Below are 15,532 nucleotides of genomic sequence, written 5' to 3'. Positions count from 1 at the left end.
CGGTCCTGGGACGCTTAGCCGCGCCCTGCCAGGTCCAGGATAACGCCGGTCTGGCTAACGGACCGTGGTCCGATCATTGTCGGAGGTATGACATCTACCTCGGAATCCACCACCTCCACTCAGCTGAAAGCCGGGTCCTGGGCGCTGGACGCCGCGCACTCCACGGTCGCCTTCACGATTCGCCATCTCGGCATCTCGAAGGTGCGTGGCGGATTCACCCGGTTCGAGACCGAGTTCGTGGTAAACGAGTCGGGCGCGGCCACCCTCGGCGCGACGATCCACCTCGACTCCTTCGACACTGGAAACGCCGACCGGGACGCGCACGTCCGCGCGGCCGATTTCCTCGATGTCGCCAACCGTCCCACGCTGACCTTCCGCGCCACCCATCCGGTGGTCGTCGCGGAGACCTTCGAGGTCGAGGGCGAGGCCACGATCGGCACGATCACCAAGCCGGTCACCTTGGAGGTCGAGTGGGGCGGCGTGCAGGACTTCGGCCCGACCGGCGACCGGCATGCCGGTTTCTCCGCCACCGGCACCATCAAGCGCACCGATTTCGGCGTCGGCGGCCCATTGCCCGGCATGCTCAGCGACACCGTGAAGATCGAACTCGAGATCCAGCTCATCGAGCCGAAGGGTGACGCCTGATCTCGCATGTACATGGGTAACTCACCGGGTACGCCCAGAACCGGGGTCGGCACGAAACGCAGGACCTGGACGCAAATCCTACGGCACTCGACTGGTACGGCCTGAATACTCGGAGAGGCGGACAGAGCCGAAGTAAAGGGCGCGCCGAGCCCCAACTAACCTGGGAATCGACAGCACAGGACTCTCAGGTTCGGAGGTTGACCGTGGAGGTCAAGATCGGCATTTCGGATAGCCCGCGCGAGCTGGTGATCAACAGCGCGCAGACCCAGGACGAGGTCGAGGCGCTGGTGTCCGGTGCGCTCGGCGGTGACGGCGGGGTCTTGTCGCTCACCGATGAGAAGGGCCGCAAGTTTCTGATTCAGGCTTCGAAGGTCGCCTACGTGGAGATCGGCTCGCCCGCCAGCGGCCGCGTCGGTTTCGCCGCGGTCTGATCCCCGGCCTCCGGCCCGCACGCATCGAGCCCCTGCCCCCGATAGCTCGGGGACAGGGGCTCGTTCGTCTTTGTTCGTGCCCGGTCAGTCGATCGGGTGCAGCGGCACGTGCTTCAGGCCGCCCCACGCGAGCGAGACGGTGGTGTCGACCGCCTCCTCCTTCGGGATCGGCCGATCGGCCTCCAGCCAGTAGCGCGCGGTGAACTGGCTCGCACCGACCAGCCCGACGGCCAGGATGCGCGCGCGGTAGGGGTCGAGGCCCGAGTCGTGCGCCACCAAGTCGAAGACCGCGTCCACGCACGCTTCGGTGGCTTGCTCGACCCGGCGCTGCACCTGCGGCTCGCTGGTCAGGTCGGACTCGAAGACCAAGCGGAAGCCCTGCATCTCGTTGTCCACGAAATCGAAGTAGGCCTGCACCGCCGCACGCACGCGCTGCTTGTTGTCGGTGGTCGACCGCAGCGCCTGGCGCACGCTGGACACCAGCATGTCCACGTAGTTCTGCAGCACCGCCAGGTAGAGCTCCAGCTTGCTGGTGAAGTGCTGGTACAGCACCGGCTTGCTCACTCCGGCGCACTGTGAGATCTCGTCCATGCCGGCGGCGTGGTAGCCGCGCTGCACGAAGACTTCACTTGCCGCCGCGAGTAGCTGTTGACGTCTCTCGTCGCGCGGAAGCCGGGTACCGCGTTTGGCAGGTGCCAAGGCCTGGGACGACGATCGACGGGACGTCATCCGGTCCACGAGGTCAGTCATTTCGGCTCTCCCAGTCGATTCCCCGGCAGAAGGGGTGTGCACCGGGTTATCCCATGAACGATACCCGGTTGTCGCCGGCCCGCGGATCGGGGCCGGAGAACTGATCCCACCCGGTGAGAATTGTCGCAGTCGGGAGTGCGGAGTCGGTCCTGTGAGACGCTGGTCGGCGTGACCGACCAACCGGAGCGCGAGTCCGCCGGGAGGCGTGGTGCACGCAGCCCGGCTGGCTCCGGCGCGTCCGGTTCCGTAGGGTCGGATCCCATGGCGAGAACCTGGCCAGAGGCGCGATCGAACGGAGCGGCTCGAACCGGGGCGGCGAAGCGGTCCGGTGCGGGCGGTGGATCACCCGGCCGTGCGGCACGGCAGCGCAAGCGCTCCACGGAAACTCCCGAATCACCTGTGCCGCAGCTCGGTTCGATCCCACCGCAGCGGGATCTGGACGGCGTCGAGATCTACGATCCGCTGGGCCTCTACCGCCAGAAGGGCGAGCGTTCCCACCAGCCGCTGCGCGCCCGTTGGGACCCCACCGCCCCCGACGAGAGCAGAGCCAGAACCCGTCCGGATCGGGACGCCAAAAAGCAAAGCGCGCTCGGCAGATTCGTCTCGACCTATGGCTGGCGGGCGTACGCCCTCCCGGTGCTGGTCGTGATCACCGTTCTGGTGGTCGCCGACGCGATCCGCGCCACCGGCACCGGCAGTGTCACCGTGGCCCCCGCACCCGGCAGCCTCAGCCCGCGCACCGCGAGCGTGGGCATCATCGGCGCTCCGCCCGGGGACGGGCACTTTCCCACCGATCTGCCCACCGGGGCGCTGCCCGAAGGCGGCGCGTTCGCCGAGACCGGCGCGGGCACCTGGCGCGTGGTGGCGGGCGCTACCGCCCAGGTCGGCACCGGAACTCAGAACGTCTTCCGCTACACCGTGGAGATCGAGGACGGAGTGGACGCCTCCGCCTTGGGCGGTGACGCGGCCGTGGCCAAGATGATCGACTCCACCCTCGCCAACCCGAAGAGCTGGGCGCACGACCGCAAGTTCGCGTTCCTGCGGGTCGACCATGGGGCGGTGGACTTCCGCATCTCGCTCACTTCGCGCGGATCCAGCCGCAAGGAATGCGGTTTCGACATTCCGATCGATACCTCCTGCTACAACGCCAGCAGCCGGCGCGTGGTGCTCTCCGAGGTCCGCTGGGTGCGTGGCGCGCTGGCGTTCGAGGGGGATATCGGGTCGTATCGGCAGTACCTGATCAACCATGAGGTCGGCCACGCCATCGGCTATCACCAGCACCAACCGTGCGAGACCGACGGTGGGCTGGCGCCGGTGATGATGCAGCAGACCTTCGGTACCAAGAACAACGACATCGCCGCCCTCGATCCGCACGGCGTCGTCCCGATGGACGGCAAGCGCTGCCGGTTCAACCCCTGGCCCTACCCGCGCGGCTAGCTCTGTTGGATTGCCGCGCCTGCGGCGCGGTGCTCGTAAGACTCGCACCCACTGGGCTGGGAACGCGTAAAACGGACGGGCTGTGTTCGCCTCCAGGCGCCGTTCTATCCGCGATCGGCAGGGCGGTTATCGCCGGGCGTCGGTGATGCGGGACGATGTGCCGGGAAGAAGGGTCCGGTCGTCGGTGTTGCACAGTTGGGCGCCCGCGAAGGGGCGCCGTACCGCCGTCCGATCGGCCAAGCGATTCGAGGAGTCCTGGACGTGTCATCACCCAAGTCCCTGCCGCCACTTGTCGAGCCGGCCGCGGAGCTGACCAGGGATGAGGTAGCCCGGTACAGCCGACACCTGATCATCCCGGATCTCGGCGTGGACGGGCAGAAGCGTCTGAAGAACGCCAAAGTGCTGGTGATCGGCGCGGGCGGCCTCGGCTCGCCGGCCCTGCTGTATCTGGCCGCCGCGGGCGTCGGCACGCTCGGCATCGTCGAGTTCGACGAGGTGGACGCCTCCAACCTGCAGCGCCAGATCATCCACGGTGAATCCGACATCGGCCGCTCGAAGGCCGACAGCGCGCGCGACTCCATCCTGGAGATCAACTCCGGCATCGATGTGCGGCTGCACAAGCTCCGGCTCGAACCCGAGAACGCGCTCGAGTTGTTCCGCGAGTACGACTTGATCGTCGACGGCACCGACAACTTCGCCACCCGCTACCTGGTCAACGACGCCGCGGTGCTGGCGGGCAAGCCGTACGTGTGGGGCTCGATCTACCGGTTCGAGGGACAGGTCTCGGTGTTCTGGGAGGACGCACCCGACGGGCGCGGCATCAACTACCGGGACCTGTACCCCGAGGCCCCGCCGCCCGGCATGGTGCCGTCCTGCGCCGAGGGCGGTGTGCTCGGCGTGCTGTGCGCATCGATCGGGTCGGTGATGGTGACCGAGGCGATCAAGCTGATCACCGGCATCGGCGAGCCCCTGCTCGGCAGGCTGATGGTGTACGACGCACTGGACATGAACTACCGGACGATCACGCTGCGCCGCGACCCGGAACGCCAGCCGATCACCGAGCTGATCGACTACGAGGCGTTCTGTGGCGTGGTGTCCGAGGAGGGCCAGGCGGCCGCGGCCGGGTCCACCATCACCGCGCGCGAGCTCAAGGACTTGTTCGACGCGGGCAAGGAGATCGAGCTGATCGACGTGCGTGAGCCGGTCGAATGGGACATCGTGCACATCGAGGGCGCCAAGCTGATCCCGAAGGACCGCATCCTGTCCGGCGAGGCGCTGGCCGAGCTGCCGCAGAACCGCCCGATCGTGCTGCACTGCAAGACCGGCGTGCGCTCCGCCGAGGCCTTGGCCGCCCTGAAGCGAGCGGGCTTCGCCGACGCCACCCACCTGCAAGGCGGCGTGATCGCCTGGGCCAACCAGATCGACAAGTCGCTGCCGGTGTACTGAAGCCGCTTTCCGAGCTGAGCCGTGGGCAGTTCGCCGCTCGCAATGCCCAACCAGTTGGCAGCACTCCGACTTCCGAGTCTAAAAGGGGCCGCGAACACGGCGCGCCGCAGGCGCGCCAAATTAAACACGGTTACCGTACGGCCGTGACTTCTGTGGAACCTCCCGAGCACGTGCGCGCCACGTTCGGTCTGCGCGAAGTGACCCCGGTTTCCCTCGGCGACTGGGAAGGTGGCTGGCGCTGCGGGGATGTGGTGCTCAGTCCGGTCGCCGACCATGCGCGCGCGGCGTGGTCGGCGAAGGTTCGGGAGACGTTGCAGGCGGACGGGCTGCGGCTGGCCCGCCCGGTGCGTGCCACCGACGGCCGCTACGTCGTGTCCGGCTGGCGCGCGGACACCTATCTGGAAGGCGCACCGGAGCCACGGCACGACGAGGTGGTCTCGGTGTCGCTGCGGCTGCATCAGGCCACGGCGAAGTTGGAGCGGCCCCGCTTCCTGTCGCAGCCGCCGGTCGTGCCCTGGGTGGACGTGGACGTGTTCGTCGCCGCGGACCGCGCCGCGTGGGAGGCGGTGCCGCTGCGCAGCTTGCGGGCGGGCGGCGGGCTGCTGTCGACGTCGCCGGACGGCCAGCGCAGCCTGGAACTCATCGGTCAGCTGGCCACGCTGCGCAAGCCGGTGCAGACGCCGGCGCAGCTGGTGCACGGCGACCTCTTCGGCACCGTGTTGTTCGCCGGTTCGCACACTCCCGGCCTCACCGATATCACCCCGTACTGGCGGCCGGTGCCGTGGGCGGCGGCGGTGGTCGTGGTCGACGCACTGGCTTGGGGCGGCGCGGACGACGGGTTGCTGGATCGCTGGACCGATCTTCCGGAGTGGCCGCAGATGTTGTTGCGCGCGGTGATGTTCCGGCTCGCGGTGCACGCGCTGCACCCGCGCTCCACGCCGCAGGCGTTCCCCGGTCTGGCCCGCACCGCGGACATGGTCCGCCTGACTCTCTGAGTTCGGAATATCCGCTGTTCGGAATGGCTTTCCGTACAGTGTTATACAGAATCGCGCGGACTCCGACGCGCTGGGTGGCCCCGTGATAAGTTTTCCGCAGTATCGCCGCCGTGAGTCTCCGCAAGGGTAGGAGATCAGCGCGGTCCGCGACTAGGGGTGTGAGGACGGGGTAGGGTGAGAATTCAACCGCGGCAACAGATTCTGGATCTGTGGCGCTCCGCGCTATCCGTGTCCTGGGACGGCGCCACATGGCGCTGGGGTGGTCGCATGGCCGCCAATTCGATCAGCGATTCCGAGCAATTGCTGTGCCTGCTGTATCCGGCGACCGAGATCGAAAGCCTCGCGCTGGATCGTCCCGACAGCATGGCCGACGATGTCGGTTCGGTCCTGTCGCCGTTCGGCGGTCAGACGAAGATCGGAACCGTTGTGATCACCTTGCTGGAGGACTACATCCTCCGCAACACCCACCGGGTGGGACCGGACGGCGAACCGGACAGTGACGGCGAACCGGACGGCGAGCCCATCTTCGCCGCGGGCAGCTACCTGCGCTCGGCCGATGAGCGCGAACCCACTGCGGCGCAGCGTGATATCGAGGTCGTCGACTCGTACTCCATGTCGCTGACGCTGTGCCTGGCCGGGCTGCGCTTCCTGCGGGTCTACGAGGGCTGGGTGCGCGCGGAGGGGCGCGCCAATCTCATCGACCGGATCGAGAAGCTCACCGGTAGGCTCAGTGCCCGCCTCACCGCCGCGATGACGGGTCTGGTCCGCAGTTTCGTGGTCAATACGGTGGAGCCGAAATCCGAGGCGGGACAAGTGATGCTGGGCATGCTCAATCAGAGCGATATGCCCCAGAAGGCGGTCGCCGAGGGCATCACACGCAGCCTGGAGCGGGTTCGCGCCCGGCTGCGCAACGACATCACGCTCGGGCAGACGCCGGACACCGAGCTGGACGATGAGGAATTGCTGTTCGAATGCGGCTGGAGCTGGGGCCTGGTTCGCGACGCGGCTCCGGTCGGCTTCGTGGACGCCGCCATCGCCATGCAGACCGGCATCGCCGAGCCGCGCCCCTACCTGTATTTCACCGTCATCGCGCTGGACGGCATCAACGACCTGATCTCCCAGCGCACCAGGGAACTGGACCTGCTCGACGAACAGCAGTACCGGCTGGCCGAGGCGCTGCGGATCCGCTGGGACCTGACCCAGCGTTATTGGTCGACGGTCGCCCGGTTCGGTTCCGGTTCGTGGCCGCTGGAGGACATTCCGTGGCGCACCTCCGACGGCGAGGAATCGGACTACTTCAGTCTCATCGTGTCCGCCGTGCTGATCCAGGATCTGATCAACCGCACCGCCTCCGATGACGACTTGACCAGAGCCGTGTCGATTTTCGACGAACTGGCCAGACGCGGCCGGATCATCCGCAGGACCACACGCGATGACCCCGCGGTGCATATGCACGCGCCCGGCGTGCGATTGTCCCTGCGAGGCACCGAAACCGTCGACGACGGGCCGCTGTTGCAGTGGGAGGTCTCGGATTTCGCCGCTGTGCTGTTGAAGCGCCTGTTGCAGGCCGCCCGGCTCTCCAGCAATATCACCGCCCGCGACCGGCTGATGGATCTGGCCAAATCGACGATGGATCATCTGGAAGCGCGCATCATCACCTCCGGTCTCGCGGCCGGGCTCTGGGACGACCCCGCCGGGGTCTTCGGCAACGGCACGGCGCGGGAGACGAAGCCGTCCTGGTACATGACCGAGCGTGTGATCGAATGCCTGGTCAGCGCGGACCGCACGTTCCGTGAGCCGCCGCTGACCTCACCGGCGATGGTGGTGCGCGCGGTCGAACTGCTCAACGAGGCCGAGCACCTGCTCAACCAGGAGATGCTGAGCGTCAGCATCGACGACGTCTCGGAGAACCGGATCACCCTCGACCGGGTGGAGGAGAACCTCGAGCAAGCCAGGCAACTGGTCGCCCGCAGGCAGGCTGGCACGGCGTTCGTGCTCGCCGCCGACGCGCTGCGCGAACTGCACAAACTGGCCTATGCCCGCATGGACGCGACAAGGGCCACGTAACCATGATCGTGTTCGCGACCTCCGACAAGGGCGGTACCGGACGTTCGGTGACCAGCTGCAATCTCGCCTACCGGCTATGCCTGAGCGGGATGAGCGTGGCGTACCTCGATTTCGACTTCGGTTCGCCGACCGCGGGAGCCCTGTTCGAAATCGGTTCCGTCGAGCGGGGAACGCCCGATGGAGACGGACTGCACGAGTATCTGCTCGGGAAGAACGGCATCGCCAGGCAGATCGACGTGCGGGCGAAGACCGATCGCGTCGGCTTGCGCAAGATGCGGACCAGGACCGGACGGCTGGTCCTGTTCCCCGGCGACGAAGGCGGCGCGGAGTTCGACAGCATCAACGACGACGTGGTCCGCCGCTGCACGGAACTGTTCGTCGGGCTCGAACAGGAGTTCAAGGTCTGTTTCGTGGACCTGAGCGCGGGCCGCTCGCTGGCGATGGAGTTGGCGCTGCGGGCGACGGCGGCACCACAGCTGGCCTCGAAGACGGTGCGCTGGCTGGTCTTCCACCGCTGGACCCGCCAGCACATCCTGGCGGCCAGCGGACTGGTTCACGGTCCGCACGGCTTGCTGGAGACCGGCAGCCAGTGGAAGCACGACCCGCAGAAGCTGCTGGCTAACATTCGCTACGTGCGCACCGCGGTGCCACAAGTGAACGAGATGACCGGCGGCCCAGGCGCGGCGCAGGTCAAGTGGTTGCAGGAACAGAACGGGGCCTTGGTCACGTTGGCGGGCAAGAACCGGCTCGGCGCGACATCGCTGCTCGGCAAAACCCCGGTGGAGCCCGTGCTGCAATGGCGTGAACAGATCATCCTGGACGCCGACGTGGCCAACAGCATCGCCAACGAGGAGACCGCCGCCGCCTTCAACCAGCTCGCCGGTCGTCTCCTGCACGCCGCCACCTGGGAATAGATCCGAACTCGCCCACGCTTTCGCGAAAGCACGATCCCGGAAGGGTTGTCGATCAGCAGTGGATCACGTAGCAGGCTATAGCGAGGCGACCGAGCGTCCGCGGGTTGCCCAGGTTCCGTTGTCCCACCTGTCCATCGAGGTGGGCCACTTCTACATGAACGATCTCAGCAACGGTGCGGATCGTATCCGCGCACAGTTCCGCAAGGTCGCTCCGCTGATCCCGGCGTTCACCGCCGCGGCGCAGGCGGAGTTCGGGCCGCGGGCGCGGGTGAGTACCTGCTTCCTGATCGACGACTACTTCCGGCACGACACCGATCCGGGCGAGATCCTCGGCAGGCTGCTCGGCGCCGCGGCGGAGTGCGGCGTGACCATCGACTATCTGGCACGCGAGGCGGGATGCTTCGAGGCGCCATCCGCCGGTGATCGCCGTATCCCGTTGGCGGAGATGGTGGCCGCGCGCATCGTGGCCGAGCCGCCGGAGGGCTCGAACGGACGGCGCCCGCCCACCGCGGAGTCCGGCTGGCTGTGCAACGGGCGCAGGGCATCCGACGACGAGCCCGGCCAGGCCATGCATCGCCTGCCGTACGAGCCGCCGGAGGAGTTCGGCAGGCGCGAGCATTCGATCTTCCTCGACGTGCAGATGTGGAGCAAGCAGACCAAGAAGGTGAACGGGCGGGCCGAGGTGCACACCAAATGGTCGTGTCCCTTCCTCGCGTCGATCTGGCAGCTGCTGCGGCTCGGGATGCTGCGCTACGACGGCGAACCCATCGTCGACCCGCAGCTGTGGCGGCCGGAGGACGGCTGGCCGTCGCAGTGGTGGGAGATGCCCGCCGTCGTCAAACTCAACCCGCAGGCGAAACCGTTCGCCGCCTATCGGTCGCTGTCGCTGCTACCGCAGCGGTATCTGGGTATCGAACACGCGGTGCGGGTAATCCTGGATCACATCGACCTCGAGGAGGAAGTGGTCGAGCAGATCATCGATCGAGGTGTCGTCGAGGCTGTCTCGGTACCACGCAAGGTGACCGAGCGGATGAGTCACTATCTGCTGGATGGGTCCTGACATGAGCGGAGCATCGCACCCCTGTTCCGGCGCCGACCAGCCCTCGCATGGCGAGCGGCTGCGCCGGTTGGCGGCCGTGGCCCGCGAGCGGCGTGACCACCGGTCGGTCCGCAGGCCGCCGCTGGCCGGAAGGTCCAAGCGGACGGTGCCCGCAACAGTCTCGGCGCCAGCGCCTTCCGCCGCCGGGACGCTGATTCTGCTCGGCGAGGTCCGCACCTGCCTGGTGCCGGACTCGACGGCGCTCGGACGCGACTTGCTGGAGGAACTGCTCGCGGTGGTACCCGGCCGCCGGGTGCTGTGGCGTGAGCGTCCGACGACGCTGGCCACGTCGCCGACCACGGCGGTCGGCGTCGATTGCCAGCTGGCAACCAAGCCGCGCGGCAGTGTGCGCGCGATCGGGACGGTGGCGACCAACGCGGTGGTCGTCGGCGGACGGGTGCTGCAGAGCTCGGCGCACACCACGGTCGTCCCCGCCGAGGTGAAGCAGCGGCAGACCTGGTCGCACTACCTCACCAGGGTCGGGGTGACGGAGGTGGTCTCGAAGGTCACCGAGGCGACCAGCGGCGAGCTGGCCGACGGCTTCCTCGCCGCCGGCGAGCAGCCGGACGGCGTCCTGGATCTGGCCTCGATCAGTCAGCGATTGCTCGCCAAGATCCGGATGGACATGCGCCTGGATCAGCACGCGCCGATGCAGACACGGACGGCGCGGCTGCGCTGGGCCGCGCGGATCGCCGAGGTGCCCCGGCCGGTGCTGACGTTCCAGTTGCAGGACGAGCTGGTGCGCACAGTCTTGGTGACCGTGCGCGACGAGTCGGAACTCGCTGTGGCGCGTCGCTTCTGCGAGGACCTCGCACTGCACGACTGGCTGCTCACCGTCGCGGACACGGTGGTCGAGGAAGCCGACCTCTACCCGCCGTCCAGCGCGGAGTCGGCCGCACTCATCGCGCCGCTGCTGACGAACTTGGCGCACCTTTGGATGCCCGGTGCGCACGCGCCAGGGGCGCTGCGCGGCCTTTGGGAGCAACTGGATCGCGACCCCGGCTTCACCCGGGAATGGTCGGCGCGGGTGGGTCAGCTGCGCGACCGGATGTCGGTGGCGACATTGGCCGCCATGCGCGCCTCCACGATCAACGCATCGGATTGAATTCGGGTCACAGCCGGAACCACCGGCGGACCAGCAGCGCGAAGAACACCGAGGTGGACACGATCCCGGCGTACGCCTCGATCATCAGCAGGGTGCGTCCGATCAGGCCGACCTGTTGTAGATCGCCGAGGCCCACCGGATTGAGGAAGTTGATCAGGCACATATGCAGTGATGTGGTGATCGGAAGTGCTGTGCTCAGCCACAGCGCGACGGTGAACAGGAGTAGTTGCGCCGCGATGAAGCCGAGCAGGCGGAACGGCCGATAGCCGTAGCCGCACAACAGATCCGAGATCCAGCCGATGCTGCGGCGCCAGGCTGGATAGGTCGCCGACCTGCGGGCTCTGGCCAAGGCGAGACCGCACCGGTCCTGGGCGTCGACGTCTTCGTCGAGCGCGTACAGACCCGATGCGCGCAGAAAGGCCATGGCCGCGTGCCCGGGGAGAAACGTCTTGGTCCGCCGGCCGGGCAGCGTAGCGGTGAGGAGGCGGTGGCCGAGTTCCTCGTAGATCTCGGCCAGCCGGATGTTCTGGGTCCGGCTCAGGCTCAGCGGTCCGCGCAGCTCCACCTCCGCGGCCAGCAGCGCCATCAGCAGTTCGACGTGCGCGCGCTGGAGCACCTCGTCCATCGCGGTGTTGTCGTCGGCGGCGTCGTAGATATCGGTGAAGAGCAGGCTGTCACCACGATGCTTGACCTTCGTGTGATCGAAAGCGGTGACTACCTTTTCGACGTGATTGTTGAACGAATCCAGCAGCGGCTTCTCGTCCGGCTGCCTGGTCCCGGCGCTCAACTCGTCCAGGTAGTCCGCGACCTCTTGGGCGTAGCCCGTGGCGTGCTGGTCGATCCAGATGTCGGGGCTATTGCCGAATTGCACGTGAGTGACCGGGTTGTCGTAGTCGGTCATGGGCATTCCTCCCCCGGAGCCGGCGCCGCGCCATAGCGGCGTGATATCCACCATAGCAACGGGATTCGCGGGGCCGCACGTGCTCGAACGACGGCGACAGCGGTGCGAGACGAGTCGCCGATGCCGCCGACGACGGGCAAGGCGAACAGCCTCGCGGTTCAGTCCGGACCTCGATCGCGCTTGCGCCAGATCGCCGAGGACGGATCGGCGAGCGGTGGTGCGCCCGTGCGGTGCCGGATCCGACGTACCAGGACGTCGCGCGGTTCGCCCGCGCCGAAGTACCCGTCTTCGTGTCCGGTCCAGACGAATCCGGCTGTCTTGTACAGGTTCGAGGCCGGTTGGTCGTTCGGCCGGACTGTGAGGAACACGTCGTCCACCCGGGCGACCCGGCAGCGGGCCAACGCGCCGTCCAGCAGGGCTCGTCCGTAGCCGCGGCCACGGCACTGCGGCGCGACCGTGAGCCCGATCACCCAAGCGCAGTGCGGCGAACCCAGCGCCACCATCGCGTACCCGCCGATCGTGCCGTGGAGATCGATGACGACCCAATGGTTTCCGTGCAAGTCGAAGAGTTGGCGCAGCGCGAAGTACGGGTACGCCAGCTCGCCGAACTCCGTCTGCTCCAGTGCGGCGATATCCGCGAGGTCGCCCAGCGACGCCGACCGGAACACCGGCTCCCCAACCCCATTCGCGATTGTCAAATGCTCACCTCTGTCACCCCGCTGTGAGTCCGATTCCCAGAGTAGTGCGCTGGCAGGCTTCAGCGGGCGGAGACGGCCGAAAAGTAATGCTCGGCAAGCGCCTTGGCGCGGAATGCTTTCCGTTCGAGTCGATAGGCATCCGGATTCGGGTTCCATCTGAAAACGGACGAAATCAGAACGAGGATTGGTTGCCAACGTGTTGCGGCCTAGGTGTTACTGGATAGAGCCGTCTACGACAAGTCGGCACCGATGCGTAGCACTGTTTTCCACCTCGAGTCACCGTCGGAGGGCAGGCCCATGCCTACTATCACCTCTCTTTCACCGACTTCGGGTCCGGCATCCGGAGGCAATCATGTGGTGATAACCGGCACCGGATTCGGTCCCGGCCCTTCGACCGTGCGCTTCGGTTCGGTGCCGACCACGTTCACCGTCGACTCCGGCACCCGGATCACGGCCGTCGCCCCCGTCGGAACCGGCACGGTGCCGGTCACCGTCACCGCGCTGCTGGACGGCACGAGCAATGCCCTGCCCTACACCTATATGGCGGTTCCGTCGCTGACCTCGATCAGTCCCATCCAGGGGCCTCCTGGAACCACGGTCACTCTCAACGGATCGGGACTGTCCACTGTGACCGGCGTGAATTTCGGTGGCACTCCGGCTACTTCGTTCACGACGGTTTCGGATACCCAGCTCACAGCGGTGGTTCCACCGGGGACCGGCATAGTTCCGGTGACCGTCACCTCCCCGGTCGGCACGAGCAACCCGCTGCCCTACATCTTCGTCGTATCCCCGACCATCACCTCGGTCTCACCGACTTCGGGGCCACCGTCCGGGGGCAACAGTGTCGTGATAACCGGCACCGGGTTCACCGGCCCCACCACGGTGCGTTTCGGTTCCAAGGCGACCACCTTCACCGTGGATTCGCCGACGCGGATCACCGCGATCGCTCCGCCTGGAACCGGAACTGTGCAGGTCACCGTCATCACCTCGGGCGGTCTCAGCAACGCGGTGAGCTACACCTACGTCACCGTGCCGACCCTGATCTCGATCAACCCCAACTCCGGTCCGGTGGCGGGCGGCAACACCGTTGTCCTCACCGGCACCGGGTTCACCGGAGCTACCGCGGTGAGGTTCGGTGCGACACCGGCGATTTCCTTCACCGTCGGTTCCGATACTCGGATCACCGCCGTAGCGCCAGCTGGAAGCGGCACAGCGGATGTCACCGTCACCACGATCGTCGGCACCAGCAATACCGTCTCCTACACCTATGTCCCAGCTCCGGTGCTCGGCTCGGTGATCCCGAGCTCCGGGCCGGAGACGGGCGGCAACACCGTTGTCCTCACCGGCGCGAACCTCAGCGGCGCTACGGCTGTCCGTTTCGGTGCGAACACCGCGATCGCTTTCACTGTCGTCTCCGATTCCCAGATCAGTGCCTTGGCGCCTGCGGGTACCGGTGTCGTCGGTGTCGCAGTTGCCACTGCGGGTGGCACCAGCAACGCGGTGACTTACACCTACGTCCCGGCGCCGACGCTCACTTCGATCGTGCCCGGTTCAGGTCCGGAGACGGGTGGTAACACCGTCACCCTGACGGGTGCGAACCTCACCGGCGCCACCGCCGTGCGTTTCAGTGGGGCAGCGGCGATCTCGTTCACCGTCGTCTCCGACACCACGATCACCGCGGTCGTCCCCACGGGAACCGGCTTGGTCGACGTCACCGTCACCACCGCCGGCGGCCTCAGCAACCCGGTGACCTACACTTACATTCCGGCGCCGACGCTCACCGCGGTGGTCTCCGACGCCGGTCCGGAGACCGGTGGCAACACCGTCACGCTGCGCGGCACCGGCTTCACCGGCGCCACCGCCGTGCACTTCGACGGGACGTCCGCGACATCGTTCTCGGTGGTTTCGGATGCCGAGATCAGCGCGGTCGTGCCTGCCGGGACCGGTTCCGTCACGGTCACGGTCACCGCCACGGGCGGTGACAGCAACGGCGTCGCCTACACATACGTCCCGGCGCCGACGCTGGCTTCGGTGCTCCCGGACTCCGGCCCCGCGACAGGCGGCAACACGGTCATCCTGACCGGAACCGGATTCACTGGAACCACCGCGGTGAATTTCGGTGGCAATCAGGCGGTTTCGCTCACGGTGGTTTCCGATTCTCAGATCACCGCGGTCGTTCCCGCGGGGACCGGATCGGTGAATGTCACCGTCACGACGGCGGGTGGCGTCAGCAATCCGCTGGCGTATACCTATGTTCCGGCGCCGACCCTCGCGTCCGTGGTTCCCGATTCCGGCCCCGAGACCGGTGGCAACACCGTGACCCTCACCGGCACCAGCTTCACCGGTACGACTGCTGTGAACTTCGGCCAGATTCCGGCGATCTCGTTCACGGTGGTGTCGGGTACCGAGATCACCGCGGTTGCTCCCGCGGGTACCGGCACGGCCGCGGTGACCGTCACCGCTATCGGCGGTACCAGCAATGGTGTTCTCTACACCTATGTTCCGGCGCCGACCCTCGCCCCGGTGAGCCCTGACTCCGGACCGGAGACCGGTGGCAACACGGTCACGCTTACCGGCAGCGGACTCACCGGGGCCAGTGCGGTTGATTTCGGTGGGACACCGGCGGTTTCGTTCACGGTGGTGTCGGATACCGAGATCACCGCGGTAGCTCCCGCGGGTACCGGGACAGCCGCGATCAGGGTCACGACTGTGGGTGGCGACAGCAACGGCGTCTCGTACACCTACGTTCCGGCGCCGACGCTGGCTTCGATGGTCCCGGACTCCGGTCCGGAGGCGGGCGGCAACACGGTCATCCTGACCGGCACCGAACTCACTGATGCGACCTCGGTGAACTTCGGTGGGACACCGTCTGTTTCGTTTACCGTGGTGTCGGACACCGAGATCAGCGCTGTTGTGCCCGCCGGGACCGGCTCGGTGAATGTCACCATGGCCAGTGCGGGTGGGGTCAGCAATCTGTTGGCCTATACCTACGTTCCGGCGCCGACGCTGGCCGCGGTGGCCGACGATTCCGGTCCGGAGACCGG

Annotated in this window: 13 protein-coding genes; 10 read left to right on the top strand and 3 right to left on the bottom strand. The window is 67.2% G+C overall.

Annotation, left to right across the window (positions count from 1 at the left end; all coding sequences use genetic code 11):
* The first annotated feature begins 87 nt into the window (after nt 1-87).
* Both AB0M45_RS32550 and AB0M45_RS32545 read left to right on the top strand, forming a co-directional pair.
* On the top strand, nt 88-645 hold the full coding sequence (locus AB0M45_RS32550; protein ID WP_364337078.1) for a YceI family protein: 558 nt from the start codon (nt 88-90) through the stop codon (nt 643-645).
* A 203-nt stretch (nt 646-848) separates the two neighbouring features.
* Entirely contained in the window at nt 849-1,076 is a 228-nt protein-coding gene (locus tag AB0M45_RS32545; RefSeq protein ID WP_067478220.1) for a DUF3107 domain-containing protein, read from the top strand.
* A gap of 84 nt (nt 1,077-1,160) precedes the next feature.
* Here the strand turns inward: AB0M45_RS32545 and AB0M45_RS32540 are convergent, their stop codons facing one another.
* A complete protein-coding gene (locus AB0M45_RS32540) occupies nt 1,161-1,826 on the bottom strand; it encodes a TetR/AcrR family transcriptional regulator (RefSeq protein WP_364337076.1) in 666 nt (221 codons plus the stop codon).
* A 261-nt stretch (nt 1,827-2,087) separates the two neighbouring features.
* Here AB0M45_RS32540 and AB0M45_RS32535 point away from each other — a divergent pair, with 261 nt between their 5' ends.
* The 7 genes from AB0M45_RS32535 to AB0M45_RS32505 all read left to right on the top strand — a co-directional run bounded on the left by AB0M45_RS32535 (nt 2,088) and on the right by AB0M45_RS32505 (nt 10,889).
* A complete protein-coding gene (locus AB0M45_RS32535) occupies nt 2,088-3,263 on the top strand; it encodes a DUF3152 domain-containing protein (protein ID WP_364337074.1) in 1,176 nt (391 codons plus the stop codon).
* Nucleotides 3,264-3,524: 261 nt separating this feature from the next.
* Nucleotides 3,525-4,709, top strand: coding sequence for an adenylyltransferase/sulfurtransferase MoeZ (gene moeZ / locus AB0M45_RS32530; protein ID WP_364337072.1), 1,185 nt, complete (start codon nt 3,525-3,527; stop codon nt 4,707-4,709).
* Nucleotides 4,710-4,852: 143 nt separating this feature from the next.
* Nucleotides 4,853-5,704 carry a TIGR02569 family protein gene (locus AB0M45_RS32525; RefSeq protein ID WP_364337070.1) on the top strand — a complete coding sequence of 284 codons (852 nt, stop codon included), beginning with the start codon at nt 4,853-4,855 and terminating at the stop codon, nt 5,702-5,704.
* A gap of 174 nt (nt 5,705-5,878) precedes the next feature.
* A complete protein-coding gene (locus AB0M45_RS32520; protein ID WP_364337068.1) occupies nt 5,879-7,771 on the top strand; it encodes an SCO2524 family protein in 1,893 nt (630 codons plus the stop codon).
* A 2-nt stretch (nt 7,772-7,773) separates the two neighbouring features.
* Nucleotides 7,774-8,685: an SCO2523 family variant P-loop protein gene (locus AB0M45_RS32515; protein WP_364337066.1), complete on the top strand. Its 912-nt coding sequence runs from the start codon at nt 7,774-7,776 to the stop codon at nt 8,683-8,685.
* A gap of 58 nt (nt 8,686-8,743) precedes the next feature.
* On the top strand, nt 8,744-9,745 hold the full coding sequence (locus AB0M45_RS32510) for an SCO2522 family protein (RefSeq protein ID WP_364337064.1): 1,002 nt from the start codon (nt 8,744-8,746) through the stop codon (nt 9,743-9,745).
* A 1-nt stretch (nt 9,746) separates the two neighbouring features.
* On the top strand, nt 9,747-10,889 hold the full coding sequence (locus AB0M45_RS32505; RefSeq protein WP_364337062.1) for an SCO2521 family protein: 1,143 nt from the start codon (nt 9,747-9,749) through the stop codon (nt 10,887-10,889).
* Nucleotides 10,890-10,896: 7 nt separating this feature from the next.
* Here AB0M45_RS32505 and AB0M45_RS32500 read toward each other — a convergent pair whose 3' ends face one another.
* Complete coding sequence (locus AB0M45_RS32500) at nt 10,897-11,790, bottom strand: hypothetical protein (protein ID WP_364337060.1); 894 nt, start codon at nt 11,788-11,790, stop codon at nt 10,897-10,899.
* Between the two features lie 158 nt (nt 11,791-11,948).
* On the bottom strand, nt 11,949-12,488 hold the full coding sequence (locus tag AB0M45_RS32495) for an N-acetyltransferase (protein WP_364337058.1): 540 nt from the start codon (nt 12,486-12,488) through the stop codon (nt 11,949-11,951).
* Nucleotides 12,489-12,842: 354 nt separating this feature from the next.
* Between AB0M45_RS32495 and AB0M45_RS32490 the strand changes: the two genes are divergently transcribed.
* Nucleotides 12,843-15,532, top strand: a 2,690-nt coding sequence (locus AB0M45_RS32490) for an IPT/TIG domain-containing protein (RefSeq protein ID WP_364337056.1), incomplete at its 3' end; no start/stop codon positions are given.

Source organism: Nocardia sp. NPDC051787 (assembly GCF_040681325.1).
GTDB lineage: Bacteria > Actinomycetota > Actinomycetes > Mycobacteriales > Mycobacteriaceae > Nocardia.
Note: the sequence above shows the minus strand (reverse complement) of the source record. Positions and strands in the feature narration are given on the sequence as shown.